The following is a 26524-nucleotide window of genomic DNA, read 5'->3' on the forward strand; positions in this document are numbered from 1 at the left end:
GTCTCGGTTAGAAGATCGAACCCGAATTCCGGCTGCTGCGCCATCGGCCGCGGTGCGATCTGGCGATCGATGTCGGCGCCAATTGGGGTCAGAGCATTCTGGCCCCGAAACGCTGCGCGCGTCCGCGCCGCATCCTGAGCTTCGAACCCAATCCCAAACTGGTCGCACGGCTGCAACTCCGATATCGCGACGATCCTTCGGTGCAGATCGACGCCATGGCGCTTGGCTTACGAGAAGGGCCATACGAGCTCCTCATCCCGAGCTATCTCGGCTTAACGAATACGATCTTCCTGACCGACGAGCAGCGTTCGGCGATGCCGTTCTAAACAGGCACCCGGCCCCAGCGTGCGCCTTGCGATTGTGCTCGCTCCCCGTCGGTCCTATCCCGGCGTATGCTCGCGTTGAAACATCCTGCCATCAGGCAAGCCCGCCCGACCCGTCTGCGGCCGATGCATTGGGGAAAGCTGCTTCCGGCGATCGCAGGGATCGCGGCCCTACCCGGCTGCATCGCGTTTCCGGACGTATCCGCATTTCCCGAATGGGCGATGATTCAGGAACAGATGGCGGCGGAGGCCAAGCCGATCCAGCTGGACCCGCTGATACTCGACCAGACCGACGATTTCGTGATCGATGCGAGTATCGCCGGGCAGCCCGTCCGGCTGCTGGTCGATCTCTCGCACTCCGGCATTGCGCTCAACCCCGATGCTGCCGAACGGCTGGGGCTGGCTCCCCTGACCAGCCTCACTTCCACGCGGATCGGCCCGGTAACGGTCAGGCGCTGGATAGCCGATGCGCAGGTCGCCAGCGGACCGGTATCGTCGCAGCAGCGCCTCTCGTGGACCGAAAGACCGATCACCGATGAGGCCGATGGCATCGTCAATATCGCCAACCTCCCCAACCCTTCGGTCACGCTGAACTTGCGGCCGCGCAGGTCCGAAGATCGGGCAATCACGCTTCCCACCCGTCCGCGCGGCGGTTTCGCCTTGGCATATGTCCACGACGACGCCGGCCAGAACATCGATGTCCGCTTCCTCCTCTCCGGCCCCCGCAGCATGGCGACCACCGCGACCGGCGCCTATCTGGCCGAAACCTATGGTGGATCGTGGGACGGCCCCCGACGCGCGCATCCGATCCTCTATGGTGTGGAGCGCCCCGTCCGCCCGATGCGCTTTGCCCGCCCCGTCTCTTTCGGCGGCATTCTCTTCCAGAACCCGCTGGTGCGGATGCGCGACTATCAGGGCGAGGATCTGCTTCCCCAGGACGCGCCGAGCGAAGAGACGACGATTACCGTTCAGGGCGTCGGCGAGCGCACCTCGGCCGAGCATTTCGTTTACGTCGCGTACGACATTCTGGGGCAATGCAGTTCGATTACCTACGTCCGCGCCACAAGGAATCTGACGCTGGTATGCCCGCCCGCCGTGCTGGCTCCGCCGGCCTGAGCATGTCCTGCCGCTATCGCTGTGCCGCCTTGCGAAATAGGGCCGCCAGCGACAGCCATCCGAGGCAGACCACCCCGGTCGCCACCCACTCGAAGCCCATTTCCTGCCGGCCCAACAGCAGGATCGCGAGTTGCGCCACTGCACAGAACACCATCAGCCCCGCCATGGCGTTCGCGCGGAAGCGAAAGATCGCTCCGCCGATCGGAACGACCGCCAGCATCGCAAAATAGGCGAGGTTGAGCGGATTGTCCCCATTGCCGATGAACCCGATGGCGAGGTTGATCCACACCAGCGAAACCGTGCCCAAGCACGACTATCGCTTCGTCGCGGAGATCAAGGCGGACGAGGGGCAATCGGTACCCACCCCCAGATCGAGTGGCCCGGACCATTCGCAGCATGCCGCGATCCGCATGCTGTTACGAGCGATCCTCGGCGGAGCGGCTGCGGGCATCATTGGCGGCGTGGTTTACGGGATGATCGGGCTGGCAGACGCGCCGAGCGCATTGTCTAGCCTGCTCGTGCTGGTGGTCCTGTGCGGCGGCGTCGGCTTGCTCGCCGGAGTCGGTGTGGGCGCGGGTCTTGCTCTGGCGGACCGCTTCGCTTCGGGATCGCGCTTGTGGCTTGCCGTGGGTGGCGCGCTCGGCGGAGCTATTGTCGGCGCGCTCGCCAAGCTGCTCGGCTCCGATGCCTTCAATCTGCTGCTGGGCGCCGCGCCCGATACTATGACCGGAGCGCCCGAGGGGCTCATAATCGGCCTCACAATCGGCCTGGCGCTGCTGGTGCCCGGCCAAACACCCGATGGACGCACCTCGCCCGCGCCCGTCGCCGTTGCCGGAGCACTCGGCGTCGTGAGCGGCGCGCTCATCGCCTTTTCGGGAGGCCGCCTGATGGCGGGGAGCCTTGCTGCACTGGCAGAGGCTTTCAGCGGGAGCAAAGTGGGGCTTGAACGGATCGCCGCGCTGTTCGGCGAAGCGGACTTCGGGCCGCTCAGCCTCGCATTCACGACCGCCTTCGAAGCCATGCTGTTCGCCACCATGGTCGTGGCGGCGATCCGCTTTCGGACTGCTCGACACGACAGGCCAGTGCGCCCGGTGGATGCAGCGCGCGTTCCGGGTAGCGTCTGACGGCGCTTCCCCCTATGTGGCCCCCATGCGTATCGCGATAGCTTCCGACCATGCTGCCATCGAAATGAAGGCCGCACTCCATGAATGGCTCGTCGAAAAGGGCCACGAGGTTGCCGATCTCGGCCCCGGCGACGGGGAACGGGTCGATTACCCCGACTACGGGTACAAGCTTGCGAGTGTGATCGCCGATGGCACCGCCATGCGCGGTATTGCGCTCTGCGGCTCCGGTCTCGGCATCTCGATGAGCGTCAACCGCAACCCGAAGTGCCGTTGCGCAATGGTATCCGAACAGCTCTCTGCCAAACTCGCGCGCGAGCATAACGACGCCAACGTCATTGCGATGGGCGCCCGGTTGATCGGGATCGAACAGGCCAAGGCCTGCGTGCAGACTTTCCTTGAAACCGCGTTCGAGGGTGGCCGCCATCAGGGCCGCGTCGACAAGCTTTCCAACCCCGACATTACCGGAGGCGCCTGAACAATGGCCAGCACCAACGCCGATATCACCGCGCCTGCCGCGAACCCCGCCGATCCGATGCATCGCTTCTGGCATGACAGCCTGGCCGATGCGGACCCGGAAATCGCCGCCGCGATCGGCAACGAGCTTGGCCGCCAGCGCGACCGGATCGAACTGATCGCGTCGGAAAACATCGCCAGCTCCGCCGTGCTCGAAGCCGCGGGCAGCGTATTCACGAACAAGTATGCCGAAGGCTATCCGGGCAAGCGTTACTACGGCGGCTGCGAATATGCCGACGTGGTCGAGACGCTGGCGATCGACCGCGCGAAGGAACTGTTCGGCTGCAACTTCGCCAACGTCCAGCCCAACAGCGGCAGCCAGATGAACCAGGCGGTCTTCCTCGCCATGTTGCAGCCGGGCGACACCTTCATGGGGCTGGACCTCAATTCCGGCGGCCATCTGACCCATGGTTCGCCGGTCAACATGAGCGGCAAGTGGTTCAACCCGGTCGCCTATGGCGTGCGCGAAGGCGACGAGCTGATCGATATGGACGCGGTCGCCGCCACCGCGCGCGAGCATAAGCCCAAGCTCATCATCTGCGGCGGCACGGCCTATTCGCGCACGTGGGATTTCGAGGCTTTCCGCACAATCGCCGACGAAGTGGGCGCAATCCTGCTGTGCGACATGAGCCACATCTCGGGCCTCGTCGCGGGCGGTGCCCACCCTTCGCCCTTCCCGCATTGCGACATCGTGACCACCACGACGCACAAGAGCCTGCGTGGACCGCGCTCTGGCGTGATCCTGTGGAACGACGAGAAATATTCCAAGCCGCTCAACATGGCGGTTTTCCCGGGGCTTCAGGGTGGCCCGCTGATGCACATCGTGGCGGCCAAGGCGGTTGCCTTCCGCGAAGCGCTGCGGCCCGACTTCAAGGATTACGCCTCGCGCGTGGTCGAGAATGCCCGCGCGCTCGCCGCCAGCCTCGAAGAGAATGGCCTGCGGATCGTTTCGGGGGGGACGGACAACCATTCGATGCTGGTCGATCTCAGCGCGAAGGACGTGACCGGCAAGGATGCGGAAAAGGGCCTCGATCGCGCTTATCTCACCTGCAACAAGAACGGCATTCCGTTCGACAAGCGCAGCCCTTTCATCACCAGCGGGCTGCGGCTCGGCAGCCCGGCGGGCACCACCCGCGGCTTCGGCCCCGAAGAGTTCGCCAAGGTGGGCGAATTGATCGCGCGCGTGGTCGATGGCCTTGCCAAGAACGGGCCGGAAGGCGATGCGCAGATCGAACAGGCGGTTCGCGCCGAAGCCAGCAAGCTGTGCAACGCCTTTCCTGTCTATCCAGGGAGATAATCAGATGAATAATCAGGATCCCGGCAACGGGCAGGATTGGGTCGAGGATGCCCGGGTAGAAGTGTCGGGCATGCTCAAGGGCGGGATGGACCATCCCTCCACCAAGCCGGTGCTGACTGGCGCCGCCGTCGGCGCGGTCGGCGCAATGATTTTGCCGGTCATCACCTGGCCGGTCGGCCTGGCGGCCGGTGCCGGTTACATGCTCTACCGACGGATCAAGCGCTGAACGAGAAGCCCGCAATCGTCCTCGTCCGTCCGCAACTGGGCGAGAATATCGGCAAGGCGGCACGCGCGATGGCCAATTTCGGCCTCGCGGAGATGCGCCTCGTCACCCCGCGAGATGGCTGGCCGAACCCCTCGGCAGGCCCTGCGGCGGCGGGGGCTGACTTCATTATCCACAAGGCACAGGTGTTCGAAAGCACCGCCGATGCGGTCGCCGATTGCGCGCATGTGTTTGCGAGCACGGTGCGCAAACGCGGCGTGACCAAGCCGGTACTGACGCCCGAGGAAGCAGCCGATGCGATCCACGGCGAAACCGGCAAGTCCGCCATCCTCTTCGGGCCGGAGCGCTCAGGGCTGGAAACGCAGGATGTCGCGCTCGCGCGCAGCATCCTGACCGTACCGATCGATCCCGATTTCGGTTCGCTCAATCTGGCGCAGGCCGTCGTATTATGCGCTTACGAATGGTCCAAGCGGCGCGGTCTCGCGCAGCCTCCCAAGGAAGACCTGTTGCCGCCCGGCCCGCAGGAAGAACTCGACGGGCTGATCGCGCATCTCGAGCATATGCTTGAGCCCAAAGGCTATTTCCTGCCGCCGTCACGCGCCGAGTCCACCCGGCGGACGCTGCGCGGGGTCCTGACCAAGCCGGGATGGAACCACCTCGAGTTGCGGACCTTGCGCGGAGTGCTCTCTTCGCTCGAACGCAACAGACTATCCGATTGAATGCATTTGACTTCTTCGAGCCGAGATGGTGACTCTTGAACGAATCCCGTCTTGCAGACCTATTGGAGTTTACCCCCGCTAATGAAACGCACCCTCATTCTCGCCGCCGCCTGCGCGGCCTTCGCGCTGCCCGCCTCGCTCGCCGCGGCACCCGAATCGGACAATCCCAAGGAGCAGACCGAGGCCAAGGCGCAGGACGAGAAAGACGCCAAGGAAGAGGCGAAGGAAGAACGCAAGATCTGCCGCCGCATCAGGGAAGTCGGCACGCGGTTCAGCGAAAAGGTCTGCATGACCAAGGACGAATGGAAAGAGCAGATGTCCGGCGCTCAGGATACGGTTCGCGAAGGTCGCGACCGCTAGGCGGAAACGCTATCGATATCGGGGGCGGCTGGCAATGCCTTCAGCGCCGCAGCCGCTCCCACTCGATCATCTCGTAACCGATCGAAGCCTCGACGAGGCGGTCCCAGATGTCGCGGATCGCCTCTTCGGGAATGCCGGCATCCCGTGCATCGTCGCAGGCGTTGGCGATCACCTCTGCCTTGCGCGCCTCGTCACGCACGTGGCCTCGCTCAGGCTTGATCCGGGCTGCGGCACGCATGTAGCCGAAGCGGATAGCGATCAGCCGCATCAGCTCGCGGTCCAGCGCATCGACGCCGGTACGCACATCGGCCATGGTTTCACAACGTTCGGGGGCTTTGGCTTCAGGAGCTTGGACGGGGTCACTCATGGGAACGAGCCTGTGCCCTGCCCCGCGCGAAGTGTCGAGCCTTGACGAAACCGGCGAAAGCGCTATGTGCCGCGCTTCGCTCGCGAGCTTTCTACAAAGTCTCACGAAATTGGCCCCGCATCCCGGTGAAGCGGTGGCCGCGACAGGGATATTGCCCTGTCGGTGCGATGCCGGGTTGAAGCGCCGTCATACGGGCGGCGACAGCAAATTGAAGGAATGGATTATGTCGAAGCGCAAAAGCGCCAAGTACAAGCTCGATCGCCGGATGGGCGAGAACATCTGGGGTCGTCCGAATTCGCCGGTCAACAAGCGCTCCTACGGCCCCGGCCAGCACGGCCAGCGCCGCAAGGGCAAGATGTCCGACTTCGGCCTGCAGCTGCGCGCCAAGCAGAAGCTGAAGGGCTATTACGGCGACGTCACCGAAAAGCAGTTCAAGCGCACCTACCAGGAAGCGTCGCGGATGAAGGGCGACACCGGTCAGAACCTGATCGGCCTGCTCGAACAGCGTCTCGACATGGTGGTCTATCGCGCCAAGTTCGCGCCGACGATCTTCGCCGCGCGCCAGCTGGTCAACCATGGCCACATCACCGTCAATGGCGGCAAGTGCAACATCCCGAGCCGCCGCGTGATGGTAGGCGACGTGATCGGCCTCGGCAGCAAGGCCAAGGACATGGCGCTTGTGATCGAAGCGCAGAGCCTGCCCGAGCGGGACATTCCCGATTACGTCGCGCCCGAAGGCGACGACAAGGTGACCCTCACCCGCGTGCCGAAGCTGGACGAGGTGCCCTACCCCGTCACCATGGAACCGAACCTGATCGTCGAGTTCTACTCGCGCTGACCGGTCGGCCAGTTCCAACGAAGAAGGCGGCCCGTGCGGCCGCCTTTTTTGTGTCCGGGGCAGACGGCGGCCGATTCCGCGGGGCCGGCACGGTCAAGAAGGTGGCAAGACTTTGCTAAGAATACCTTGCTAACCGGCTGCGATGGACTTCGTGAACATCGACCGTCATTTGCGCGACGAAGATAAGCGGCTGGCAGAGCTTGCCAACCTCGCGATCCTCGACACCGGGGTGGAAGCCGAGTTCGAAGAGCTGACCGCGCTTGCCGCTTCGGCGCTCGGCATGGAGAGCGCAGCAATCAGCCTCGTCGATCACGACCGGCAATGGTTCAAGTCGCGCGTCAACCTGCCCATGTCGCAGACCCCACGCGACATCGCCTTCTGCCATCACACGGTCGAGCGACGCGAAGTCATGGTCGTCAAGGATGCGAGCCTTGATCCGCGCTTCAAGGACAATCCGCTGGTCGTCGCGAAGAACGGCATCCGGTTCTATGCGGGCGCCCCGCTGATCCTCGATAGCGGCTTCTGCGTCGGCAGTCTGTGCGTGATCGACAGCCAGCCTCGCGAGGAATTCGAAGAAAAATCGGTCGCCGTGCTCGAAGGACTGGCACGGATTGCAGCACGCCTGATGGCCGCACGCAGGGATCGGCTCAAAGGCGAAATCGCAGCGAAAGTGGTCCAAGAAACGACCGACGCGATCATTGCCGCCGATCGAGCCGGGCGGATCGTGCTGCTCAACCGCGCGGCCGAAGAGCTGTTCGGCCATGCGGCGGAAGATGCGCTGGGCGAGAGCATCGAGATGCTGATGCCGCAACGCTTCCGGCACGGGCACCAGCGCAAGGTGGACAACGCAGCGAACGGCGGGCCGACACGTTTGCTGAACACCTTCGTCGAGCTGCCTATCAAAACGGCGGACGGGCGCGAAATCGAGACTGAAGTTTCGCTCGCGCCGTGGGGCGAGGCTGGCGCAAGCGGCGGTTTCGCGGCGATCTTCCGCGACATTACAGATCGCAAGGCGTTGGAAGCGGACCGTCAGGAGGCACGCAGTTTCCTCGATGCGATCATCGCGAACCTGCCGACTATGCTGTTCGTGAAAGATGCCAGAACCGGCAGATATCTGATGGTGAACAGGCAGACGGCCAAGGTCGCGGGGATCCCGCAAGAGGCCTTTGTCGGCAAGACCGATACCGAGCTGCTAGGTGCGGACGGCGCCAAGTTCGAGCGGCAGGACCGCCTGACCATGGCCACGAAGCAGCCTCAGGCATTCGAGGTCGATTTCGTTCGGTCCGATGGACGCGAATTCCATCTGCGCACCACACGTGTCATGATGGATGGGCCGGATGCGAGCCACCAGTATATTCTCGGTATGGTCGAGGACATGACCGATATCCGACAGAGTGAAGCGGAAAACGTGCGCCTTGCCCACTTCGACGGGTTGACCGGTCTGCGCAATCGCAAGAGCATTTCCACCCTGCTCGGCGACTATGTGGCCGAAGGCGTTCCGTTCGCGATGCTGAACATCAATCTCGACCGGTTCAAATCCGTCAACGAGCAGTTCGGGCACCATGCAGGCGACGCGGTTCTGGTAGAAGCGGGGCTTCGCCTGAAGGAGCTCACCAAGCAACGATGCGCGTTGGCCCGAACTGGTGCCGACGAGTTCGTCATCCTTCTCAAAGGCGAACGGTTGAACCAGCGTGCCATGAACCTGGCCGACCGCATCGTGGAGGTGCTGGCAGAGCCGATCGAGACCCATGGCCAGCTCGCCCATATCGGCGCATCGGTCGGCGTTGTCCTGTATCCCGATGACGGGACGACGATCGAGAAGTTGCGCGAGCATGGCGATCTTGCGCTCGATCGCGCGAAGAAGAGCGGTCGCGGCATGGCCTGCATGTTCGATGCAGGAACGGATGCCGCGGTACGCGACCGTCAGACGCTGGAGTGCGATCTGCGCGCGGCGATCTGCGCGGGCGAGATCACACTTGCCTATCAGCCCGTCTTCGGCACGCGGAGCGGCGAATTCACCAGCGTCGAAGGCCTAGCCCGAGGGGAGCACCCGACGCGCGGCTTCATCAACCCCGAGGTCTTCATTTCGCTGGCGGAGGACTGCGGCCTGATCGACGAGCTCGGCTGCCAGCTGCTCGACATGGCATGCGATGATGCAAAGCAGTGGCCCGAGCAATTGAGGGTCGCGGTCAACCTTTCTCCGATGCAGTTCCGGTCGGGTGAGCTGGTGTCGACTGTCCGTTCGGCATTGAAGCGATCCGGCCTGACGCCGGACAGGCTTCAGCTGGAAGTTACCGAGCGGCTCATGATCGAGGATACCGACGAAACCTTCTCCCAACTCAAGGAACTGCGCGAGCTCGGCATCCAGATCCTGATCGACGATTTCGGCGTCGGCCACTCGTCGCTCAGCTATTTCAAGGTGCTGCCCTTCGACAAGGTGAAGATCGACAAGTCGTTCATCGCCGATATCGAGACATCGAAGCCCGACCGCGCCATCGTCGAAGCGGTCGTCGGCCTCGGTCGCGAATTGTCGATGGGAATCGTCGCCGAGGGGGTGGAGACCGAGGCCCAGCGGGCGCTGCTGACGAAGCTGGGATGCACGCACCTGCAGGGCTATTATTTCAGCCCGGCCTTGCCGCGGGAAGAGGTCGGCGAGTTCATCACGCAAGGCGGCGCGTGGCAAAAGCGCCAGACCGCCGCGATCGCGTGAGGTCGGGCTCGCCTCGGTACCGACCTTCGCGGCGGCCGTGACGAAAAAAGGGCGACCCGCCGGGCCGCCCTTTTCTGTGCGCTCGTTTCGGAGCTAATTCTGGAGGTTCTCGGCGAGGAAGCCGTCGATCGCCAACAGCATGTCGCGCCGCACCTTGCCGTGATCGAGATAGTGGTCGTGCCCTTCGAACTCGACATAGCGGACCGGAACGCCCGCCGCCTCTAGCCGGTCTTCCATCTTGCGCGACTGCTGATTGCCCACGTTCATGTCTTCCGTGCCGTGGAACAGCAGGACGGGCGCCTGGAAGCGGTCGGCGAAGTTCACGGGGCTGCCAGCGCGCACATGCGGGCCCTCGCCAACGAACCGTCTGACGACCTGGAAGTTGGTGTAATCGCGCGCCTCTTCGACGACCATATCGAGATCGGTCACCGGAGCGATGGCGACCACCGCCTTGTACAGGTCCGGATCGACCACCTGCGATTGCAGTGCGGCATAGCCGCCGTAGGACCAGCCAGCGATCCCGAGACGCGCCGGATCGGCGATTCCTTCGGCCACCAGCCACCGGCCTGCATCGTTGACGTCGCCGATCGCCGTTTCCCATTCCTGAAAGCCGTTGCGGCCGAACCATGCATCGCCATAGCCCGCCGAACCGCGGAAGTTGGGTTGCAGAACGGCATAACCACGGGCGGCAAGGAACTGGACCAGCCAGTCGAAGCCCCATTCGTCGCGCGAACCGGGCCCGCCATGCGGCAGCACGATGGCGGCCATCGGGCCGGACGCCCCGGCGGGGATCGTGAGGTAGCCGGGAATCTGCGTACCATCGGCCGCCGGGAAGGTGATCGGCTTCATCTGTGCCATCGGCCGGTCGACCAGCGGATCGCGCAGGGGAAGCAGCGGCGAAAGCCGGTTGCTGTCGCGTTCCAGCAGGTAGGTCATGCCCGGATCGACATCGCTCGATGCGACGATCAACAGCGTCCGCTCGTCCGCCGAGGCATCGACGATGTCGATCAGCGGCTTGCCCGGAAGCGCCGCCTGGAGCTTGCTCGCGAGGCTGGCCAGCTCGGGATCGAGATATTCGATGGTGCGCTTCTCGGTGGCGTAGCTCGCTCCGACGACGCGCCGCTGGCGGCCGATGCGGATCAGCTGGTCGATATCCACGTCGTCACGCGCGAGCACCTGCTCGCTGTTGCCCGAACCATCGAGCGCGACGCGATAAAGCGCCTGATAGCCATCGACGTCCCTGAAACCGTAGGCCACGTTCTTGGCTGCATCGACCGCAACCGGTGAGAAGCCGCTGAAACCGTCCCCGAAATCGCGCCAGCTCTTGGAGCCGGACTCGCGGTAGAAATACCTCCGCTCGCCCGTCAGGCGCCCGGAACCGTCGCGAAGCGAGCGCACCTTCAGGCGAATGGCACCCTTGTCATCGGCGATGTAGCGGGTGGCATATTCGTCCGGCTTTTCCACGGTGTTGCGTCGCTTGCTCGACACGTCGACTTCTTCGACCCCAAGACCGCGCTCTTCGTTGGCGAGGCGCGTGCCGATCGTCGCCTCGGCAAGGAAATCGCGCGTCATGAGGATGCGGTTCTCTTCGCCCTCGACGTCGAGCGCGACGATCGTGCCGCCATCCTGCTGCACACCATAGGCCCGGACGGAGCGGGTCGAGGTGAGCAGGCGCGGCTCCGAATCGTCGGTCCCCACCGAAAGCATGCGCGAGAAATAGACCGGCACCCCGCCATCGACCCTCGCGATGCCGACGATTTCGCAGACAAGGTACGTATCGGTGGCCCAGTCGCAGCGGCTCAGCTCGGCATCGTCTTCCCCCAGCGACATAAGCGCGCGAGGCGCCCCGTCGCTTGCCAGGTCCACGACATAGAGCACCTCTGTCGTGCCGTTGTCAGAACCGAGATAGGCGATCTTGCTGCCGCTGGGCGACAGGGAAATATCGAGCACCGAAGCGCGTGCGCCGAAGACGGCCGCATCTTCCTCCGCATCCCCCTGCGCCACGGCAGCGGCAGGAAACGCGACGGCAAGGCCCGCCAGAAGCGGCACGAAAAAGCTGTATTTCATCCAATCCCCCAAGTCAGATCGGGAGAAAAGCACAGCTATCCGTTGAATGCCATGGGTCTTATTGCGCCCTACCGCCGAAAGGCAAAGCGCAGGCTCCACCACAATAGCGCGATATTCACTGCGCTCAACACGATGCCCCAGAACCAGTATGGCAGCAAAAGCGCCTCGGCGATTGCGCCCGTGTCCGAGATCTGCGCCCTCCCGTCTAGCGTACCGCCTTGCGTGAAGAGGTATCCCAACTGGGCCCACACGCTGATGATCGCCTGCACGCCCAGCAACTGGATGGCAAAGCGCTGCTGCGCAGGGTTCGCCTGCCGCGCGATCGCGAGGATGGCGAGCCCCATGGCCGGCAGCACCAGCCATCCGGTAAGGCCGCGCACCCAGATCACGCTCGTCACCAGCAGTGCAGCACCGAGCACCGCAAGCGCGATCCGTGTGCCTTTCAGTGTCCGCGACGAAGCGATCAGCGCTGCCCCCGCCAGGCCGGGGCCAATGGGGCCCCCTGCCGAGATGATCGCGTCCTGCAGGACATTGCGACTGGGCGACACCTCCGAAATCGCGACGCCCGATCCATCGGGATAGATCTGCAGCGATTCGAACCGCTCGCCCATGAAGATCGTCGCGATCCCATGGCCCATCTCGTGAAACCAGGTCGTCAGAATGGTGAAGGGATAGAGCAGCAGCGCACCGAACTGCGTATTCCAGAGCATGATCGAGCCGATGCCGAGGATGACGAGCAGCGTGATCCTCTGTTCCCGGTCCTGATCTGCAAGATAGTCGCTCATCTTCCGCCCAGATAGGAATTGCGGAAGTCGCTCGCAAAGGCGGCGAAGCGATCTTGCGCGATGGCCTCGCGCATGGCGGCCATCAATTGCTGGTAGAAGCCGATATTGTGCTCGGTCAGCAGCATCGCGCCTAGCATCTCGCCCGACTTGATCAGGTGGTGCAGATAGGCGCGGCTGTAGGTGCCGCAGGTTGGGCACGTGCAACGCTCGTCCAGCGGGCCTTCGTCTTCGGCGAAGCGCGCATTGCGCAGGTTCATCGCGCCGTTCCAGGTGAAGGCCTGCCCGTTCCGGCCCGAGCGCGTCGGCAGCACGCAGTCGAACATGTCGACCCCGCGCTCCACCGCGCCAACCAGATCGTCGGGCTTGCCGACCCCCATGAGGTAGCGCGGAGCATCTTGTGGCAATTGCGCAGGCGCAAAGTCGAGCGTGGCGAACATCGCCTCCTGCCCTTCCCCCACCGCGAGGCCGCCGATGGCATAACCGTCGAAGCCGATCTCGGCGAGCGCATCGGCGGATCGACGGCGCAGACCTTCGTCGAGTGCGCCCTGCTGGATGCCGAACAGCGCGGACCGCGCCGCATGCTCGCCGCCGGCGTCGAAGGCATCGCGGCTGCGCTTCGCCCAGCGCATCGACATCTCCATGCTCGCCTCGATCTCAGCCAGCGGCCGGTCGGCACGCGGGCATTCGTCGAACGCCATCACGATATCGGAGCCGAGCAGGCGCTGGATTTCCATGCTGCGTTCGGGGGTGAGCATATGCTTGCTGCCGTCGAGATGGCTGCGGAATTCGACCCCTTCCTCGGTCAGCTTGTTGAGGTCCGACAGGCTCATGACCTGGTAGCCGCCGCTGTCCGTCAGGATCGGGCGATCCCAGTTCATGAATTTGTGCAGCCCGCCAAGGCGCGCAATCCGCTCCGCCCCAGGCCGCAGCATGAGGTGGTAGGTATTGCCGAGGATGATGTCCGCGCCCGCGCTGCGCACGTCTTGCGGTTTCATGCCTTTCACGGTGGCAGCGGTGCCGACCGGCATGAAGGCGGGCGTGCGGATCTCGCCGCGACGCATGGCGATCGTGCCGGTGCGCGCGGCGCCGCTGGTGGAGGAGACGGTGAATTGGAAACGTGTGCTCATCGCCTGCCCAGCTAGGATAGCCGGGCGCGGCTGTCGATGCGCGGTGCATCGTCTCATTCACGATTTGCTCAGTGGTTCGACGCCAGACATGGCTCCCACCACTTTAGGACACCGCCATGATCCGTTCCGCCGCCGCTGCCGTCTGCCTGCTTGCCGCCAGTTCCACCGCCATGGCCCAGACGCAGGAACGCCCCTGCATCAGCCCTGCCCAGAACGAGGCGCTGGTCGCCTATGCCCTTCCCGATCTGATCGGCGCGCTGGAAACCCGCTGCGCGAGCAGCCTGCCCGCCAAGGCATTCCTCGGCGCCCGCTCGGACGCGCTGCAGAAAAAGCTGCGGCCGCAGGCGGACCGGGCGTGGCCGCGCGCGCGCGATACGGCGCAAAGCCTCGCAGGCACGCGCCTGCCGGTCGACACCCGGTTCGAAAGCGTGGCCAAGGCGGCCCTTGCACCTGCCGCCGCCGCCATGATTGCACGCAGCTTCGATGCGGGGCGATGCCAGGTCGCCGACCGTTTGCTGGCCGAGCTGGCGCCCCTTCCGCCGGAGAATCTCGCCGGAGTGATGGCGCTGTTCGTGGAGCTGGGGATCGAGGAGAACGCGGACGTGCCCTTCAGGGTCTGCTGAGCCTGGTCGCCCGTCACCCACAAAAAAACCGCGCGCCCCCATGATGGGAGCGCGCGGCTGTTTCAGGCTCGCGTTCGCTTAGAACTTGAAGCCGACGCCGGCAGTGGCGCGCAGCGTGTCGAACGAGATCGTGTCGAGATTCACGCGAACCACGGCGCCGCCAAGGCCGAAATCGACACCGGCACCGACGAGGTAATCGTCGAACGTGTCTTCGAGATCGCCCGGGATATCGTCTTCATCGACATTGAGGATATTCGCGTAGTCCAGATCGATGAACTGGTAACCGCCACGAAGGTAAACCTTGGTGCCATTGGCGGCACGGTAGCCGAGACGGGCCGAGGCACCGTAATCGGCGTCGAGCGCGTCGGTTCCGATGTTGAGGTTGCCTTCGACGCCGGCGAAGAGCGATTCGCTCAGCGGGAAGTCGACAGCGGCGAACCCGCCGAAGATCGGGCTGCCATCTTCGACTTCGAGACCGGTCAGGTCTTCGACTTCGTCGGCAATGCCGAGATCGTGGTAGCCGGCGGTCACGCCCAGAGTCACTTCGGCCTGACCGTCCTGCGCGAAGGCAGCGGCGGGCATGACGAAGACAGTGGCGGCCAGAGCCGCACCGAATGCAAACTTGTTCATCTGCTTGTTTTGTCCTTGATAGGGTTACTGCCGAGAGGCAGCCCGTGCCAGATACTGCGCCGCTGACTGCGAAGCGATATCCTTAATCGGAGCAGATGCACTTCGACCTCGCGCTGTGACCATTTGGTTACAGCCGATCAGAACCCGTAAACCAAAGTAAACCGGGTCAGCGTGTCCACTTCTTCATTCGGCGACCCACCATTACTGTTGTATTCGAGTTGGTAGGTCAGGCGCGAGCGCAAGCGGTCGCTCACCTTGAAATCGATCCCGCTCACCAGGTTGAGCGTGGTGTTGGAGCTGTCCACGATCAGTTGCGCCTCGCCGCCTGTTTCGGTCACGGCGTTTGCATCCTGGCTGAAAGTGACGCGATCGGCGATCTTCCAGTCGAAGTCGGCGCCGAGCAGTGCGGCCAGACGGTCGACCCGCATGCCGTCGGTCCGCTCGGTTACGCGGTAAGCCGGGCCCGCCTTGACCGAAAAGGTGGCGGAATCGCTGTCGAGCAGCTTGTAGCCGACACCGCCCGACACCGCATAGCGATGCTCGAAACCCTGGAACCGGTCGTGCTCGTATTGCGCAAGACCATAGGCGAACAGATTTTCGCCGAACTGAAAGCGCGGCTCGTAGGCGGCAAGGTATCGCTCGCGGCTGGTGACGCCGTTGGAGCGCTGATAGTCGGCATTGACGCGCATGGCGTGCGTCCAGTCGATGCCTTCGCGCTTCGCCGACAGCGCGAGCGAAAGGCCGGTATTGTCGCTGTTGCCGGTCGAGACGAAGGCACCCACCTGCCCTTCCCCGCTCCACAGGTCGAGCAGACCCGCCTTGCGGATTTCCTCGCGCTTCTGCTCTGCGGCGATTCGCTTTGCCTCGGCCTGGCGGGCCCGCCAGTCTTTGGCAATCGCGTCGATGTCGCGGGCGCTATCGGGCTGGGTCTGCTTGGCGAGCGCGATCACCGTTTCCACCTTGGCGGGATCGCCGGTGGCGATGGCGGCATCGATCATCGCCTGCACGTCCCTTGGAATGGGGGCGGGCGAATTGTCCGCCAGTGCGGGCGTGGCGATCAGGCAGGTGGCGGCGGTGGCGAACAGCGCGTGTCGGATCATGCGGCAAGCTGTTAGCGGCTCAATTGCGCAATCGCCAGCCAGTCTTGAAGATGTATGCGATCACGCCGGTACACACCGCGAGGAAGGCGAGCGTGAGGCCCAGCGAGAGCCAGATGCTGACGTCCGCCGAGCCGTAGAAGGTCCAGCGCAGACCACTGACGAGGTAGACGATGGGGTTGGCCAGCGCGATCTGGTCCCACGGGCTCGGCAGCATGTCGATCGAGTAGAAGGTGCCGCCAAGGAAGGTCAGCGGGGTCAGGAACAGCAGCGGGATAATCCCCAGTTTCTCGAAACTGTCGGCCCAGATGCCGAGGATGAAGCCGAAGAGCGAGAAGCTCGCCGCGACCAGCACGATGAACATCAGCGCGAAGACCGGATGCGCGATCTCGTAAGGCACGAACAGGCGCGCGGTCAGCAGGATGATCGCCGCGAGGATCAGGCTCTTGGTGGCCGCCGCGCCGACGAATCCGATCAGCGTTTCGGCCACCCCCACGGGCGCCGAAAGCAGTTCGTAGATCGTGCCGGTGAAGCGCGGCATGTAGATGCCGAAACTGGAATTGCTGGTCGTCTCGCCCAGCAGAGTGAGCATTAGCAGGCCGGGAATGATGAAGGCGCCATAGTCGACCCCGTCGAGATCGGGCATGCGGCTGCCGATCGCGGCGCCAAAGACGATGAAATAGAGCGCGGTGGTGAGCACCGGGGCGAGGACCGACTGGAACGCGGTGCGCAGGAAGCGCCACAATTCGCGTTTGTAGATCGACCAGGCGGAGCGTGCGTTGAAGATCATGCCGCTGCCGCCTCATCATCGGTCTGCTGTTCGCCAAGCAGCGAGACGAAAATGTCTTCCAGGCTGCTCTCGCGTACATCGATCCCGACATAGTCGATCCCGCTGGCGATCAGCGCCTTGGTCAGGCCCGCCACCTCTTCGCGGCCTTTGCCGGTGCCGTCGCCACCGCGATAGCAGATCGTGCGCCCGCCCTCCTGCAGCTCCACCGGGAATTGCGCGATCGCCGGGGGCAGTTCGCCCAGCGGCTCGGCCAGCGTGACGAACGCCTCGGTCCGCCCTAGCCGCGCCATCATCGCCGCCTTCTCGTCCACCATCAGGATCTTGCCGCCCCGGATGATGCCCACCCGGTCGGCCATTTCCTCGGCTTCCTCGATATAATGCGTGGTCAGGATCACGGTGACGCCGCGCGCGCGCATCGCGTCGATCTGGTGCCACATGTCCTTGCGCAGCTCGACATCGACGCCCGCGGTCGGCTCGTCGAGGAACAGCAGGTCGGGCTCGTGCGCCATCGCCTTGGCGATCAGCACCCGCCGCTTCATCCCGCCCGAAAGCTCCATGATGCGGTTGTCGCGCTTGTCCCACAGGCTCAGAGACCTGAGGATTTCCTCGATCCGCGCGGGATCGGGAGCGAGGCCGAACAGGCCGCGCGAATAGGAAACCGCCTGCTTCACCGGCTCGAACATGTCGGTCGAAAGCTCTTGCGGGACGAGGCCGATCCGCGCGCGAGCCTTGCGCCAGTCGCGGGTCAAATCCTGCCCGAAGGCAATCATGCTGCCCGATGTCGGCCGCACCAGCCCGCACACCGCACCGATCAGCGTCGTCTTGCCCGCACCGTTCGGCCCGAGCAGCGCGAAAATCTCGCCGCGATTGATAGTGAGGTCCACATTGTCGAGGGCCTTGAGCCCACCGGGGAAGACCTTGGTCAGGCCGGACAGCTCGAGGATCGGTTCGGACATGCCAGCCTATTTGACGCGCCCGAAAGGTTTTACAAGAGAACTCGTCGCGCGCGCTATTCGTCGATCCCTTCCTTTTCCGCCCGCTCGCGCAAAATTGCCAGCCCGCGCAGCACCTTCTCCCGATTGGTCGATGCTTTCATCCAGCGCGGCAGCCGCGCCATCATCGTGAGGCCCGGCTGTGGGCCGCGCTCGCGAACCTTTGCGCCCAGCCAATCCTCCAGCGCGTTGAGATGGGCGAGGTTCAGGACCCACAGCGTTTCGCCCGCGACCTGCGTTTCGAGGTAACGGCGCAGCACCCGCCAGGATCGCCCGCCCGAAGGGGGCGAGCCGGGCGATGCAGGGTAATCCTCTGTCTCGCCGCAATGTTCGCAACAAATACGGACGAACAGCTTACCGTCGATTTCGCGCGCTGTCGGTCGCTCCCGCCTGTCGAGCGGCTTGCGGCAGTGGCTGCACAAGGGGTTCGACGAAGTGGGGTAGGCCCATTTGTCGCTGTAGGGCTTCAGATCGGGCACGGTCGTGTACCCGCAATGCATGCAGGACACGGTGCTGCCGTCGCTCTTCGCGGCCTTGTCGCATTCGGGGCAATGGACCCAGGTCACGCTTCCGAAACTCCACACCCGTCCGCCCGGATCTTCGGCGCGGTGATGGATGGGCAGCTCTCGCTCGGTCATGACCCGGGAAGTAAGAGCGAGGAATCGCCGTAGGAATAGAAGCGATAATCGTTCGCGATAGCGTGGGCGTACACATCCAGCATCCGCTCGCGCCCCATCAGCGCGCTGACGAGCATCATCAGGGTCGATTTGGGCAGGTGAAAATTGGTCATCAGCCCGTCGACCGCCCGGAAAGCGTAGCCCGGGGTGATGAAGATGTCGGTATCGCCCGAAAACGGCTGGATCGCGTTTCTCTCGTCAGCCGCACTTTCCAGCAGTCGCAGGCTGGTCGTGCCGACGGCGATCACGCGGCCGCCTTTTGCACGCGCGGCGTTGAGGCGATCGGCCGCTGCCGGAGAGATTTCGCCCCATTCGGAGTGCATCTTGTGGTCGAGCGTGTCCTGCGCCTTGACCGGCAGAAACGTGCCCGCGCCCACATGCAACGTCAGGGTTTCGGTCGCGATCCCGGCCTGGTCCAGCCGCGCGACGAGGTCGGGCGTGAAATGCAGCGCTGCGGTGGGGGCGGCGACCGCGCCGGGCTTGTCCGCGAACAGCGTCTGGTAATCGCTCGCATCGCGTTCGTCGGTGGGGCGCTTTTGCGCAATATAGGGCGGCAGTGGCATCGCGCCCGCGCGTTCCAGCAGCAGCTCGACCGGCTCGTCGCCTTCGAAGGCGAGCACCCAGCTGCCGTCGTCACCGCGCGATTGCGCGATGGCCGAGACGTTTGCGGGAAAGACGATCCGGTCCCCCTCGCGCAGCCGCTTGGCATTGCGCACGAAGGCCTGCCAGCACCGCGCATCGATCCGCTTGTGGAGCGTCGCGCCGATGGCCGCGCCGCTCGCGCCGTCGCGCACGCGCTCCCCTTCCAGCCGGGCGGGGATCACGCGCGTATCATTGAAGACCAGCACATCGCCCTGGCGCAACAGGTCGGGCAGGTCGCGGACCTGCCTGTCGCCAAAGGGGGCATCGCCCTCCACCACCAGCATCTTTGCCGCATCGCGCGGCGAGACCGGTCGCAAGGCGATGCGATCGGGCGGAAGGTCGAAATCGAACAGATCGACTTTCATGGGATATTTTCCGAATCCCCGCAAAGGCGGGAACCCAACATCGTCACTGATCGATGGATGCGTTCAGATCGCCGGCGGTGATGTCGTCGTCACGCTGCGGCCGGGCAAGCGTCGCCGGATCGGGCGCGGGCTTGTTGTCCGCCGCGATCGAGGCCTGAACGATGCGGGTCGGATTGCCGGGCGGTTCGCCGCGGGCAATCGCATCGACCGCATCCATACCCTGAATCACGCGTCCGAAATTGGTGTAGTTCCGGTCCAGGCTGAAGCGCGGGTAGAAGACGATGAAGAACTGGCTGTTCGCGCTGTCTTCGCTCTGCGCACGTGCCATCGAGACGGTGCCGCGCACATGCGGCATGGGATTGAATTCTTCCACGAGGTCGGGAAGCTGCGATCCGCCCTGCCCGGTTCCGGTGGGATCGCCGGTCTGCGCCATGAAGCCTTCGATCACGCGGTGGAAGATCACCCCGTCGTAGAAGCCCTGCCGCGCCAGCGTCTTGATCCGCTCGACATGGTTGGGCGCCCATTCGGGCATCAGCCGGATCGCCACGCGCTTGCCGTTCGACAGGTCGAGCATCAGGATGTTCTCCCGCTCCGCCTGCAAGCTGTAGTCGATCGGCGGGTAGCTTCGCGCAGGCGCCGGAGCAGCCGTCGCGTCATCCTCCGCAACGTCTTGCGCCTGTGCGGAGGTTGCGGCCAGCGCGATCAGCGCTGCGGCGGAAAAAATGGTCTTGAACATGGGTCTCACGGATGAAAATTCCTGAATTGCCGCGGCGATACAAACCCCGCGCTGTCCACGCAATGAACGATTTGGCGCAGGCAAGCGCGCGTCAGTAGTCGCCCTTCATGCCGATCTTCTCGACCCGGGCGACCACGTCGTCGCGCACCGAGGGGCTGACGAAGGCGGCGATGTCCCCGCCATAGACCGCGATTTCCTTGACCAGCTTGCTGGCGATCGGCTGCAGCGAGACGTCCGCCATCAGGAACACCGTCTCGATCTCGTCGTCGAGATACTGGTTCATCCCCGCCATCTGGTATTCGTATTCGAAGTCCGCGACCGCGCGCAGGCCTCGAATGATCACCGACGCCCCTTGCGCCTTGGCGAACTTCATCAGCAGCGCGTTGAAGCCCACGACCGATACGTTGCCGAGATCCATGTCCGACACTTCGCGTTCCACCATCGCGAGGCGCTCGTCGGTGTTAAACATCGGGTTCTTGGAAGGATTGGTGGTCACCCCGATGATCAGGTGATCGACCAGCTTGCTGCCACGCCGGATGATGTCCGCATGGCCGCGCGTGATCGGATCGAATGTGCCAGGATAGATGCCTGTACGCTTACTCATTATTCGCCTCCCCCGGACCAATAGACCGCTCCGGGAATCGGTTTATCGTGCAGCCATTTGACGAATGCCGCGTCCCCCTCGGGTGCAGTTTCGTCCCCGCTTCGCATTACCGTCAGATACAGCTGCTCATTGCCCAGAAAATACAATTCTCCGCGATGATCCTCGTTTTTCCCGAACGCCTCATTCCACGAATTCAAACATTCCCGGCTGCCGGTGAAGTAGGCGGTGTCTTCGTACCCTCCATTGCGCAGGAGATGGTTATCCAAATCCCGCCTTTCGGGATCAAGAGATCCGCAGTCCGGTATCTTTGCCGCTTCGGGAAACGCTTCGATGAACTGATCGTCAGGGATCAATTCCGGTTGGCTGCACCCGACCGAAACTAAGAGCATGAGTAAGGCAAAAGTCGCCCTCACCGATCCCGCTCCACGATATACCGCGCAAGATCACACAGCACGCCCGCATCCTCGCCATAATGCGCAAGGTGGCCGCAGGCCTGTTCGACCAGCGCCCTTGCCTGGCTGCGCGCGCCATCGGCACCCATCAGCGTGACGAAGGTTTGCTTGCCCTGTTCGTCGTCCTTGCGCAGCGCCTTGCCCGCCTTTTCCTCATCACCTTCGTGATCGAGCAGGTCGTCGGCGATCTGGAAGGCGAGGCCGATGTCGCGCGCGTAGTTCAGCAAAGGCCCGCGAGAATCGTGCGGCAGCCGGCCGAGGATCGCGCCCATTTCCACGCTCGCGGTCAGCAGTGCGCCGGTCTTGAGCTGTTGCAGGCGGGTGATCGTGTGCAGGTCGTAGGTCGCGCTGTCGGCGGCCATGTCCATCGCCTGTCCGCCCGCCATGCCGCCCATGCCGCTCGCGAGAGCGAGGCAGCGGGTCAGCTGGGCCTGCACGAAGGGATCGGCGCTCACATCCTCGAAGGTCAAAATCTCAAAGGCCAGCGCATGCAGCGCGTCGCCCGCCAGGACCGCGGTCGCTTCGTCGTAGGCCTTGTGCAGCGTCGGCTTGCCGCGGCGCATATCGTCATCGTCCATGCACGGCAGATCGTCGTGGATCAGCGAATAGACGTGGATCGATTCGAGCGCCGCTCCGGCGAGCACCGCCGCCTCGCGCGATACGTTGAACATGGTTGCGGTGGCGCACAGAAGCAGTGGGCGGACCCGCTTGCCCCCGCCGATCGCGGCATAGCGCATCGCTTCGAACAGGCGCGCGCGCGTGTCGTCGGGCACCGGCAGCAGGCGGTCGAACGCCTCGTCGATATCGGTCTGGATCGTCGCCAGCGCCATGTGCAGCCGCGCACCCTTGGAATCGACGAAATCCATCTCAGCGCCTCACATCAATCCGCGCCATCGAAGCTTTTCGTGCCAGCGGGCTTGCCGCCTGCATCGAGCACGATCGCCTCGATCCGCGCCTGCGCCGCATCGAGCCGCGCCTGGCAATGCGCGCGCAGCTTCTCGCCGCGCTCGTAAAGCGTGATCGACTGGTCGAGCGGCACCTCGCCGTCCTCCAGCTGGCGCACGACCTGCTGGAGAGCTTTCAGCGCCTGCTCGAAGCTCATTTCCGAAATGTTGGGAATGTTGTCCTCTGCCATCGCGGGCGAGCATTGACGGGCTGCCTGTGGCGGGTCAAGCGAAGGGTCGCAGGGTTTGGGGAGGAACGCACATGTTTATCGGGCACTTCGCCCCCGCATTCGTGGCTGCGGCGGTGACTCCGACCAGGCCGCGACTGGGGCTCTATTTCCTGGCCGCGCAACTGGTGGACTGGGCGTTTTTCGCCTTCGTGCTGGCTGGCGTGGAGGATATGCGGATCGTGCCGGGCATCACCGCGATGAACCCGATGGACCTTTATCACACGCCCTATACGCACAGCCTGCTGGGCAGCGCAGGCTTTGCGTTGGGTTTCGCCGCGCTGGTCTGGCTGTTCACACGCGATCGGCTGGCAAGCGCGCTGGTGGGCTGCGTGGTGCTGTCGCACTGGCTGCTCGATTTGGCTGTCCACCGACCCGACCTCACACTGGCGGGCTCCGCCCCGAAGATGGGCCTGGGGCTGTGGAATTATCCGCTGATTGAAATGCCGCTGGAACTGGCGCTGACCTTCGGTGCGCTGGCCTTGTTGCTATCCCGGACACGCGGCCCCTCAGGGCCGGCCATCATCTTCGGCGTCGTGCTGTTGCTGGTGCAGGCGTTCAACTGGTTCGGGCCCGAACCCGAGGCGGTCACGCCCGCGCTCTCCTACACCGCGCTCTTCGCCTATGGCCTGATTACGCTTATCGCATGGTGGCTGGGACACACGCGGCGTGCGAAACGCTAGTGTAGGACTGGCGTAGCGCCGCGGACCGGTTTAAGCGGCGGCGCATGGCTACCCCAAACACTCCCAGCGCACCCCAGATCACCCCAGACATCGTCGAACAGCACGGTTTCAGCCCCGAAGAATACGAGCGCGTGCTGAATGCACTCGGCCGCGAACCCAACCTGCTGGAACTCGGCATATTCTCCGTGATGTGGAGCGAGCATTGCTCGTACAAGTCCTCGCGCCTGCACCTCAAGAAGCTGCCGACCGAAGCCGAGTGGGTGATCTGCGGCCCGGGCGAGAATGCGGGCGTGATCGATATCGGCGACGGACAAGCCGCGATTTTCAAGATGGAGTCGCACAACCACCCGTCTTACATCGAGCCCTATCAGGGCGCGGCGACGGGTGTCGGCGGCATCCTGCGCGACGTTTTCACCATGGGCGCGCGTCCGGTGGCCAACGCCAATGCGCTGCGCTTCGGGCGGCCCGATCACCCCAAAATGAAGCATCTGGTGCAGGGCGTGGTCGCAGGGATCGGCGGCTATGGCAATTGCGTGGGCGTGCCGACCATCGCGGGCGAGACCAATTTCGACCCGGCCTATGATGGCAATATCCTCGTCAACGCGATGACCGTGGGCGTCGCTGACGCGGACAAGATCTTCTATTCGGCTGCCACAGGCGTGGGCAATCCGATCGTCTATGTCGGTTCCAAGACCGGGCGCGACGGCATCCATGGCGCCACCATGGCGAGCGCGGATTTCGAGGAAGACGCCGAGGCCAAGCGCCCCACCGTGCAGGTGGGCGACCCCTTCACCGAAAAGCTGCTCATCGAAGCCTGCCTCGAACTGATGGCGACCGACGCGATCGTCGCCATCCAGGACATGGGCGCGGCGGGGCTGACCAGCTCCAGCGTTGAGATGGCCACCAACGGCAAGGTCGGCATCCGACTCAAGATGGACGACGTGCCTCAGCGCGAAGAGGGGATGACGCCCTACGAAATGATGCTGAGCGAGAGCCAGGAGCGGATGCTCATGGTCCTCAAGCCCGGCAAGGAAGAGATGGCCCGCGCAATCTTCGAAAAGTGGGAGCTGGACTTTGCGGTGATCGGCGAAGTGACCGAGCCCGGTCCGTCCGGGGGCCGCATGGTGCTCGACTTCGAGGGCGAGACCGTGTGCGACATTCCGCTCGGGCCGCTCGCCGACGATGCGCCGCTCTATGACCGGCCCTACCTGAGCCGCGAGGAATACGGGGCATGGGCGAAGATCACGCCGATGAAGAACGTGCCCGACAGCGCGAATGTGGGTGCCGACCTGCTCAAACTGATGGGCAGCCCTGCCCTCGCCTCGCGCCGGTGGATTTACGAACAATACGACCGGCAGGTGGGTGCGGACACGCTCCAGACCGGCGGCGATGCGGGCGTGGTGCGCGTTCACGGGACTAAGAAGGCGCTCGCGATCAGCACCGATTGCACACCGCGCTATGTCCATGCCGACCCGTTCGAGGGCGGCAAGCAGGCGGTTGCCGAGGCCTACCGCAACCTGTGCGCGGTGGGCGCGAAACCGCTCGCGATCACCAATTGCCTCAACTTCGCCAATCCCCAGCGGCCCGAGATCATGGCCCAGATCGTCCACGCGCTGGACGGCATGGGCGAGGCGTGCCGCACGCTCGACTTCCCCGTCGTGAGCGGCAACGTGTCGCTTTATAACGAGAGCAAGGCGACGGGCGGCGGCTCGGCCATCCTGCCCACCCCTGCCATCGGCGGGGTCGGGCTGATCGCGGATTACGACAAGCTGGTGAACAGCGCTTTCAAGAACGAAGGCGACGCGATCTACCTGATTGCACCCGAATTCTGGGCCAAGCCCGATCCGGTCCGCTCGCACCTCGGCAAATCGCTGTGGCTCAAGGAAGTCCACGGCCGCGACGAAGGCCGCGTACCACCGGTCGACTTGGCTGCAGAACGTGGCGCGGGCGAGATCGTGCTCAAGCTGATCGACGAAGGGCTGCTGAGCGCGGTGCACGATTGCTCCGACGGCGGGCTCGCCGTGACGCTCGCCGAAATGGCGCTGGCGGGTGGTATGGGCGCGGAGGTGACCGCGAACGAGGCCTACACGCCTGCGCAGTGGTGGTTCGGCGAGGATCAGAGCCGCTATGTCGTCACCGTCAGCAAATCCAATATCGAAGCGTTCAATGCGATCGTCGCCGAAGGGCCCGAGAGCGAGGCCGCCGCGCTGGTTGGCTTCACCCGGCTCGGCACGGTCGGCGGCGACAGCCTGCTGGGCGTGAAGGTGGAAGACCTGCGCGCCGCGAACGAGGCGTTCTTCCAGGACTGGATGGAGGGGTAAGGTGAGCGCGGGCACTTCGCCAACCCCGCTCGCCAGAGAGCTGGACCTGCGGGACGGCCAGCGGGTGTGGTTCGAGAACATGCCCGAAAACGTTCAGGACGAGATCGGCGAATATGCGCTCGACCTGATATTTGTCGGTCACCCGGACGAAGGCGCCGATGCGCTGCATGTGTTCGTCCGCGACATTGCCACGCTGGAGGCAAGGCTCCCAACGTTTCGCCGGACCATGGCTCCGGACGGGCATGTCTGGGTCAGCTGGCCAACGCAGGCGTCGGGCGGGGCGAGCGAGCTGGACGAGCCCGCTGTCCGCGCCGCCGGGCTTGCCGCGGGCTTCGTCGAAACGAAGAAATGCGCGGTCGACGAGATTTGGTCCGGCCTCAAATTCGTCATCCCGAAGGGTGATCGTTGAACGAGGCGCACCACCCCTTCCCGCCATTGCCCGACTATAGCGATGAGGAACGGGTTGCGCGGGCCAAAGCCGCCTACGAACGCCTCAAGAGCCGCCACTCCTGCCGCAGCTTCACCGATACCCCGGTGCCGCGCGCGGTGATCGAACAGGCGATCCTCGCCGCGGGCACCGCGCCCAATGGCGCGAATCACCAGCCGTGGCATTTCGCGGTCGTCGGGTCGGCGGAGAAAAAGCGCGCGATCCGCGAGGCGGCAGAGGCGGAGGAGCGGCGCTTCTACGGTGAAGGCGGCGACAAGCCGAAAGCTTCGGGCGACTGGCTCGATGCGCTCGCGCCTATCGGCACCGATGCGCAAAAGCCGTTTCTCGAAACCGCGCCCTGGCTGATCGTGTGCTTCGCGCAGCGCAAGGGCGGGATCGACGAAGACGGAACCACGCAGAACTACTACGTGAACGAGAGCGTCGGAATCGCCTGCGGGATGCTGATATCGACGCTGCACGAGGCCGGGCTTGCGACGCTGACCCATACGCCCTCGCCAATGGGCTTTCTGCGTGAGATCTGCGGGCGTCCCGAGTGGGAAAAGCCGCTGATGATCGTGGTCGCCGGGCACGCGGCGGGCGATGCTACCGTGCCCGACCATGCCGTGCGCAAGAAGCCGCTGAGCCGGATCGCCAGCTGGCTTTGAACAGCGAGCAAGTCCCAGCGAAGGCTGGGACCTTTTTCAGGCAAAGCGCTCTTTCCGAGCGAGGTCCCAGCTTTTGCTGG

Annotated in this window: 31 protein-coding genes; 15 read left to right on the top strand and 16 right to left on the bottom strand. The window is 64.3% G+C overall.

Annotated elements, in window-relative coordinates; all coding sequences use genetic code 11:
* The first annotated feature begins 65 nt into the window (after positions 1-65).
* Together AAG612_RS03270 and AAG612_RS03275 are read left to right on the top strand one after the other, a co-directional pair.
* Positions 66-326 (top strand): FkbM family methyltransferase, encoded by a 261-nt coding sequence (locus AAG612_RS03270; protein ID WP_342508590.1) that lies wholly within the window; start codon positions 66-68, stop codon positions 324-326.
* Positions 327-449: 123 nt separating this feature from the next.
* The gene (locus AAG612_RS03275) at positions 450-1439 is read left to right on the top strand and encodes a hypothetical protein (protein WP_342507162.1); all 990 of its coding nucleotides are present in this window, start codon (positions 450-452) and stop codon (positions 1437-1439) included.
* Between the two features lie 13 nt (positions 1440-1452).
* Here the strand turns inward: AAG612_RS03275 and AAG612_RS03280 are convergent, their stop codons facing one another.
* Positions 1453-1728 carry a hypothetical protein gene (locus AAG612_RS03280; RefSeq protein ID WP_342507164.1) on the bottom strand — a complete coding sequence of 92 codons (276 nt, stop codon included), beginning with the start codon at positions 1726-1728 and terminating at the stop codon, positions 1453-1455.
* Between AAG612_RS03280 and AAG612_RS03285 the strand changes: the two genes are divergently transcribed.
* From AAG612_RS03285 to AAG612_RS03310, 6 genes are all read left to right on the top strand, one after another.
* On the top strand, positions 1709-2563 hold the full coding sequence (locus AAG612_RS03285) for a hypothetical protein (protein ID WP_342507166.1): 855 nt from the start codon (positions 1709-1711) through the stop codon (positions 2561-2563). The two genes, AAG612_RS03280 and AAG612_RS03285, sit on opposite strands and share 20 nt — an antisense overlap.
* A gap of 25 nt (positions 2564-2588) precedes the next feature.
* A complete protein-coding gene (rpiB, locus tag AAG612_RS03290; RefSeq protein WP_342507169.1) occupies positions 2589-3038 on the top strand; it encodes a ribose 5-phosphate isomerase B in 450 nt (149 codons plus the stop codon).
* A 3-nt stretch (positions 3039-3041) separates the two neighbouring features.
* Positions 3042-4373: a serine hydroxymethyltransferase gene (gene glyA / locus AAG612_RS03295; RefSeq protein ID WP_425341827.1), complete on the top strand. Its 1332-nt coding sequence runs from the start codon at positions 3042-3044 to the stop codon at positions 4371-4373.
* Positions 4374-4377: 4 nt separating this feature from the next.
* Positions 4378-4599 (top strand): hypothetical protein, encoded by a 222-nt coding sequence (locus tag AAG612_RS03300; RefSeq protein ID WP_342507171.1) that lies wholly within the window; start codon positions 4378-4380, stop codon positions 4597-4599.
* A 14-nt stretch (positions 4600-4613) separates the two neighbouring features.
* Positions 4614-5315, top strand: coding sequence for an RNA methyltransferase (locus tag AAG612_RS03305; RefSeq protein ID WP_342508595.1), 702 nt, complete (start codon positions 4614-4616; stop codon positions 5313-5315).
* An 81-nt stretch (positions 5316-5396) separates the two neighbouring features.
* Complete coding sequence (locus AAG612_RS03310; protein ID WP_342507173.1) at positions 5397-5675, top strand: hypothetical protein; 279 nt, start codon at positions 5397-5399, stop codon at positions 5673-5675.
* A gap of 40 nt (positions 5676-5715) precedes the next feature.
* Here AAG612_RS03310 and AAG612_RS03315 read toward each other — a convergent pair whose 3' ends face one another.
* Complete coding sequence (locus AAG612_RS03315) at positions 5716-6042, bottom strand: chorismate mutase (RefSeq protein WP_342507175.1); 327 nt, start codon at positions 6040-6042, stop codon at positions 5716-5718.
* Between the two features lie 223 nt (positions 6043-6265).
* Between AAG612_RS03315 and rpsD the strand changes: the two genes are divergently transcribed.
* On the top strand, positions 6266-6880 hold the full coding sequence (gene rpsD / locus AAG612_RS03320) for a 30S ribosomal protein S4 (RefSeq protein ID WP_342507177.1): 615 nt from the start codon (positions 6266-6268) through the stop codon (positions 6878-6880).
* A gap of 142 nt (positions 6881-7022) precedes the next feature.
* A complete protein-coding gene (locus AAG612_RS03325) occupies positions 7023-9590 on the top strand; it encodes a sensor domain-containing phosphodiesterase (protein ID WP_342507179.1) in 2568 nt (855 codons plus the stop codon).
* A gap of 93 nt (positions 9591-9683) precedes the next feature.
* Here the strand turns inward: AAG612_RS03325 and AAG612_RS03330 are convergent, their stop codons facing one another.
* The 3 genes from AAG612_RS03330 to tgt all read right to left on the bottom strand — a co-directional run bounded on the left by AAG612_RS03330 (position 9684) and on the right by tgt (position 13569).
* On the bottom strand, positions 9684-11657 hold the full coding sequence (locus AAG612_RS03330) for an alpha/beta hydrolase family protein (protein ID WP_342507181.1): 1974 nt from the start codon (positions 11655-11657) through the stop codon (positions 9684-9686).
* Positions 11658-11725: 68 nt separating this feature from the next.
* Positions 11726-12442, bottom strand: coding sequence for a M50 family metallopeptidase (locus AAG612_RS03335; protein WP_342507183.1), 717 nt, complete (start codon positions 12440-12442; stop codon positions 11726-11728).
* Positions 12439-13569, bottom strand: a complete 1131-nt coding sequence (gene tgt, locus AAG612_RS03340; protein ID WP_342507185.1) for a tRNA guanosine(34) transglycosylase Tgt — start codon at positions 13567-13569, stop codon at positions 12439-12441. Before tgt ends, AAG612_RS03335 begins: the two co-directional genes overlap by 4 nt.
* Positions 13570-13685: 116 nt before the next feature.
* Between tgt and AAG612_RS03345 the strand changes: the two genes are divergently transcribed.
* Positions 13686-14192, top strand: a complete 507-nt coding sequence (locus tag AAG612_RS03345; protein WP_342507188.1) for a hypothetical protein — start codon at positions 13686-13688, stop codon at positions 14190-14192.
* Positions 14193-14270: 78 nt separating this feature from the next.
* Here the strand turns inward: AAG612_RS03345 and AAG612_RS03350 are convergent, their stop codons facing one another.
* The 11 genes from AAG612_RS03350 to AAG612_RS03400 form a co-directional block, all read right to left on the bottom strand.
* Positions 14271-14822, bottom strand: a complete 552-nt coding sequence (locus tag AAG612_RS03350) for an outer membrane beta-barrel protein (protein ID WP_342507190.1) — start codon at positions 14820-14822, stop codon at positions 14271-14273.
* A gap of 137 nt (positions 14823-14959) precedes the next feature.
* Complete coding sequence (locus AAG612_RS03355) at positions 14960-15922, bottom strand: DUF481 domain-containing protein (protein ID WP_342507192.1); 963 nt, start codon at positions 15920-15922, stop codon at positions 14960-14962.
* Between the two features lie 19 nt (positions 15923-15941).
* Positions 15942-16709, bottom strand: a complete 768-nt coding sequence (locus AAG612_RS03360) for an ABC transporter permease (protein ID WP_342507194.1) — start codon at positions 16707-16709, stop codon at positions 15942-15944.
* Positions 16706-17665 carry an ABC transporter ATP-binding protein gene (locus AAG612_RS03365; RefSeq protein ID WP_342507196.1) on the bottom strand — a complete coding sequence of 320 codons (960 nt, stop codon included), beginning with the start codon at positions 17663-17665 and terminating at the stop codon, positions 16706-16708. Before AAG612_RS03365 ends, AAG612_RS03360 begins: the two co-directional genes overlap by 4 nt.
* Positions 17666-17718: 53 nt before the next feature.
* Positions 17719-18339, bottom strand: a complete 621-nt coding sequence (locus tag AAG612_RS03370; protein WP_342507198.1) for a hypothetical protein — start codon at positions 18337-18339, stop codon at positions 17719-17721.
* Positions 18336-19385, bottom strand: a complete 1050-nt coding sequence (gene queA / locus AAG612_RS03375; protein ID WP_342507200.1) for a tRNA preQ1(34) S-adenosylmethionine ribosyltransferase-isomerase QueA — start codon at positions 19383-19385, stop codon at positions 18336-18338. The genes AAG612_RS03370 and queA overlap by 4 nt, the downstream gene beginning before the upstream one ends.
* 43 nt (positions 19386-19428) lie before the next feature.
* The gene (locus AAG612_RS03380) at positions 19429-20121 is read right to left on the bottom strand and encodes a peptidylprolyl isomerase (protein ID WP_342507203.1); all 693 of its coding nucleotides are present in this window, start codon (positions 20119-20121) and stop codon (positions 19429-19431) included.
* Positions 20122-20212: 91 nt separating this feature from the next.
* Positions 20213-20725, bottom strand: a complete 513-nt coding sequence (gene coaD / locus AAG612_RS03385; protein ID WP_342507204.1) for a pantetheine-phosphate adenylyltransferase — start codon at positions 20723-20725, stop codon at positions 20213-20215.
* Positions 20725-21078, bottom strand: coding sequence for a hypothetical protein (locus tag AAG612_RS03390; RefSeq protein ID WP_342507207.1), 354 nt, complete (start codon positions 21076-21078; stop codon positions 20725-20727). The genes coaD and AAG612_RS03390 overlap by 1 nt, the downstream gene beginning before the upstream one ends.
* Positions 21079-21134: 56 nt before the next feature.
* Positions 21135-22043, bottom strand: a complete 909-nt coding sequence (locus AAG612_RS03395) for a polyprenyl synthetase family protein (protein WP_342507209.1) — start codon at positions 22041-22043, stop codon at positions 21135-21137.
* A gap of 14 nt (positions 22044-22057) precedes the next feature.
* Positions 22058-22312, bottom strand: a complete 255-nt coding sequence (locus tag AAG612_RS03400; protein ID WP_342507211.1) for an exodeoxyribonuclease VII small subunit — start codon at positions 22310-22312, stop codon at positions 22058-22060.
* A gap of 71 nt (positions 22313-22383) precedes the next feature.
* Here AAG612_RS03400 and AAG612_RS03405 point away from each other — a divergent pair, with 71 nt between their 5' ends.
* The 4 genes from AAG612_RS03405 to AAG612_RS03420 are packed head-to-tail and all read left to right on the top strand — an operon-like array spanning position 22384 to position 26444.
* A complete protein-coding gene (locus AAG612_RS03405) occupies positions 22384-23031 on the top strand; it encodes a hypothetical protein (RefSeq protein WP_342507213.1) in 648 nt (215 codons plus the stop codon).
* 44 nt (positions 23032-23075) lie between these two features.
* A complete protein-coding gene (gene purL / locus AAG612_RS03410; protein ID WP_342507214.1) occupies positions 23076-25352 on the top strand; it encodes a phosphoribosylformylglycinamidine synthase subunit PurL in 2277 nt (758 codons plus the stop codon).
* Position 25353: 1 nt separating this feature from the next.
* On the top strand, positions 25354-25761 hold the full coding sequence (locus AAG612_RS03415; RefSeq protein ID WP_342507216.1) for a DUF3052 family protein: 408 nt from the start codon (positions 25354-25356) through the stop codon (positions 25759-25761).
* Positions 25758-26444, top strand: coding sequence for a nitroreductase family protein (locus AAG612_RS03420; RefSeq protein ID WP_342507218.1), 687 nt, complete (start codon positions 25758-25760; stop codon positions 26442-26444). The genes AAG612_RS03415 and AAG612_RS03420 overlap by 4 nt, the downstream gene beginning before the upstream one ends.
* Positions 26445-26524 lie beyond the last annotated feature (80 nt).

Source organism: Citromicrobium bathyomarinum, assembly GCF_038594605.1.
GTDB lineage: Bacteria > Pseudomonadota > Alphaproteobacteria > Sphingomonadales > Sphingomonadaceae > Alteriqipengyuania > Alteriqipengyuania bathyomarina_B.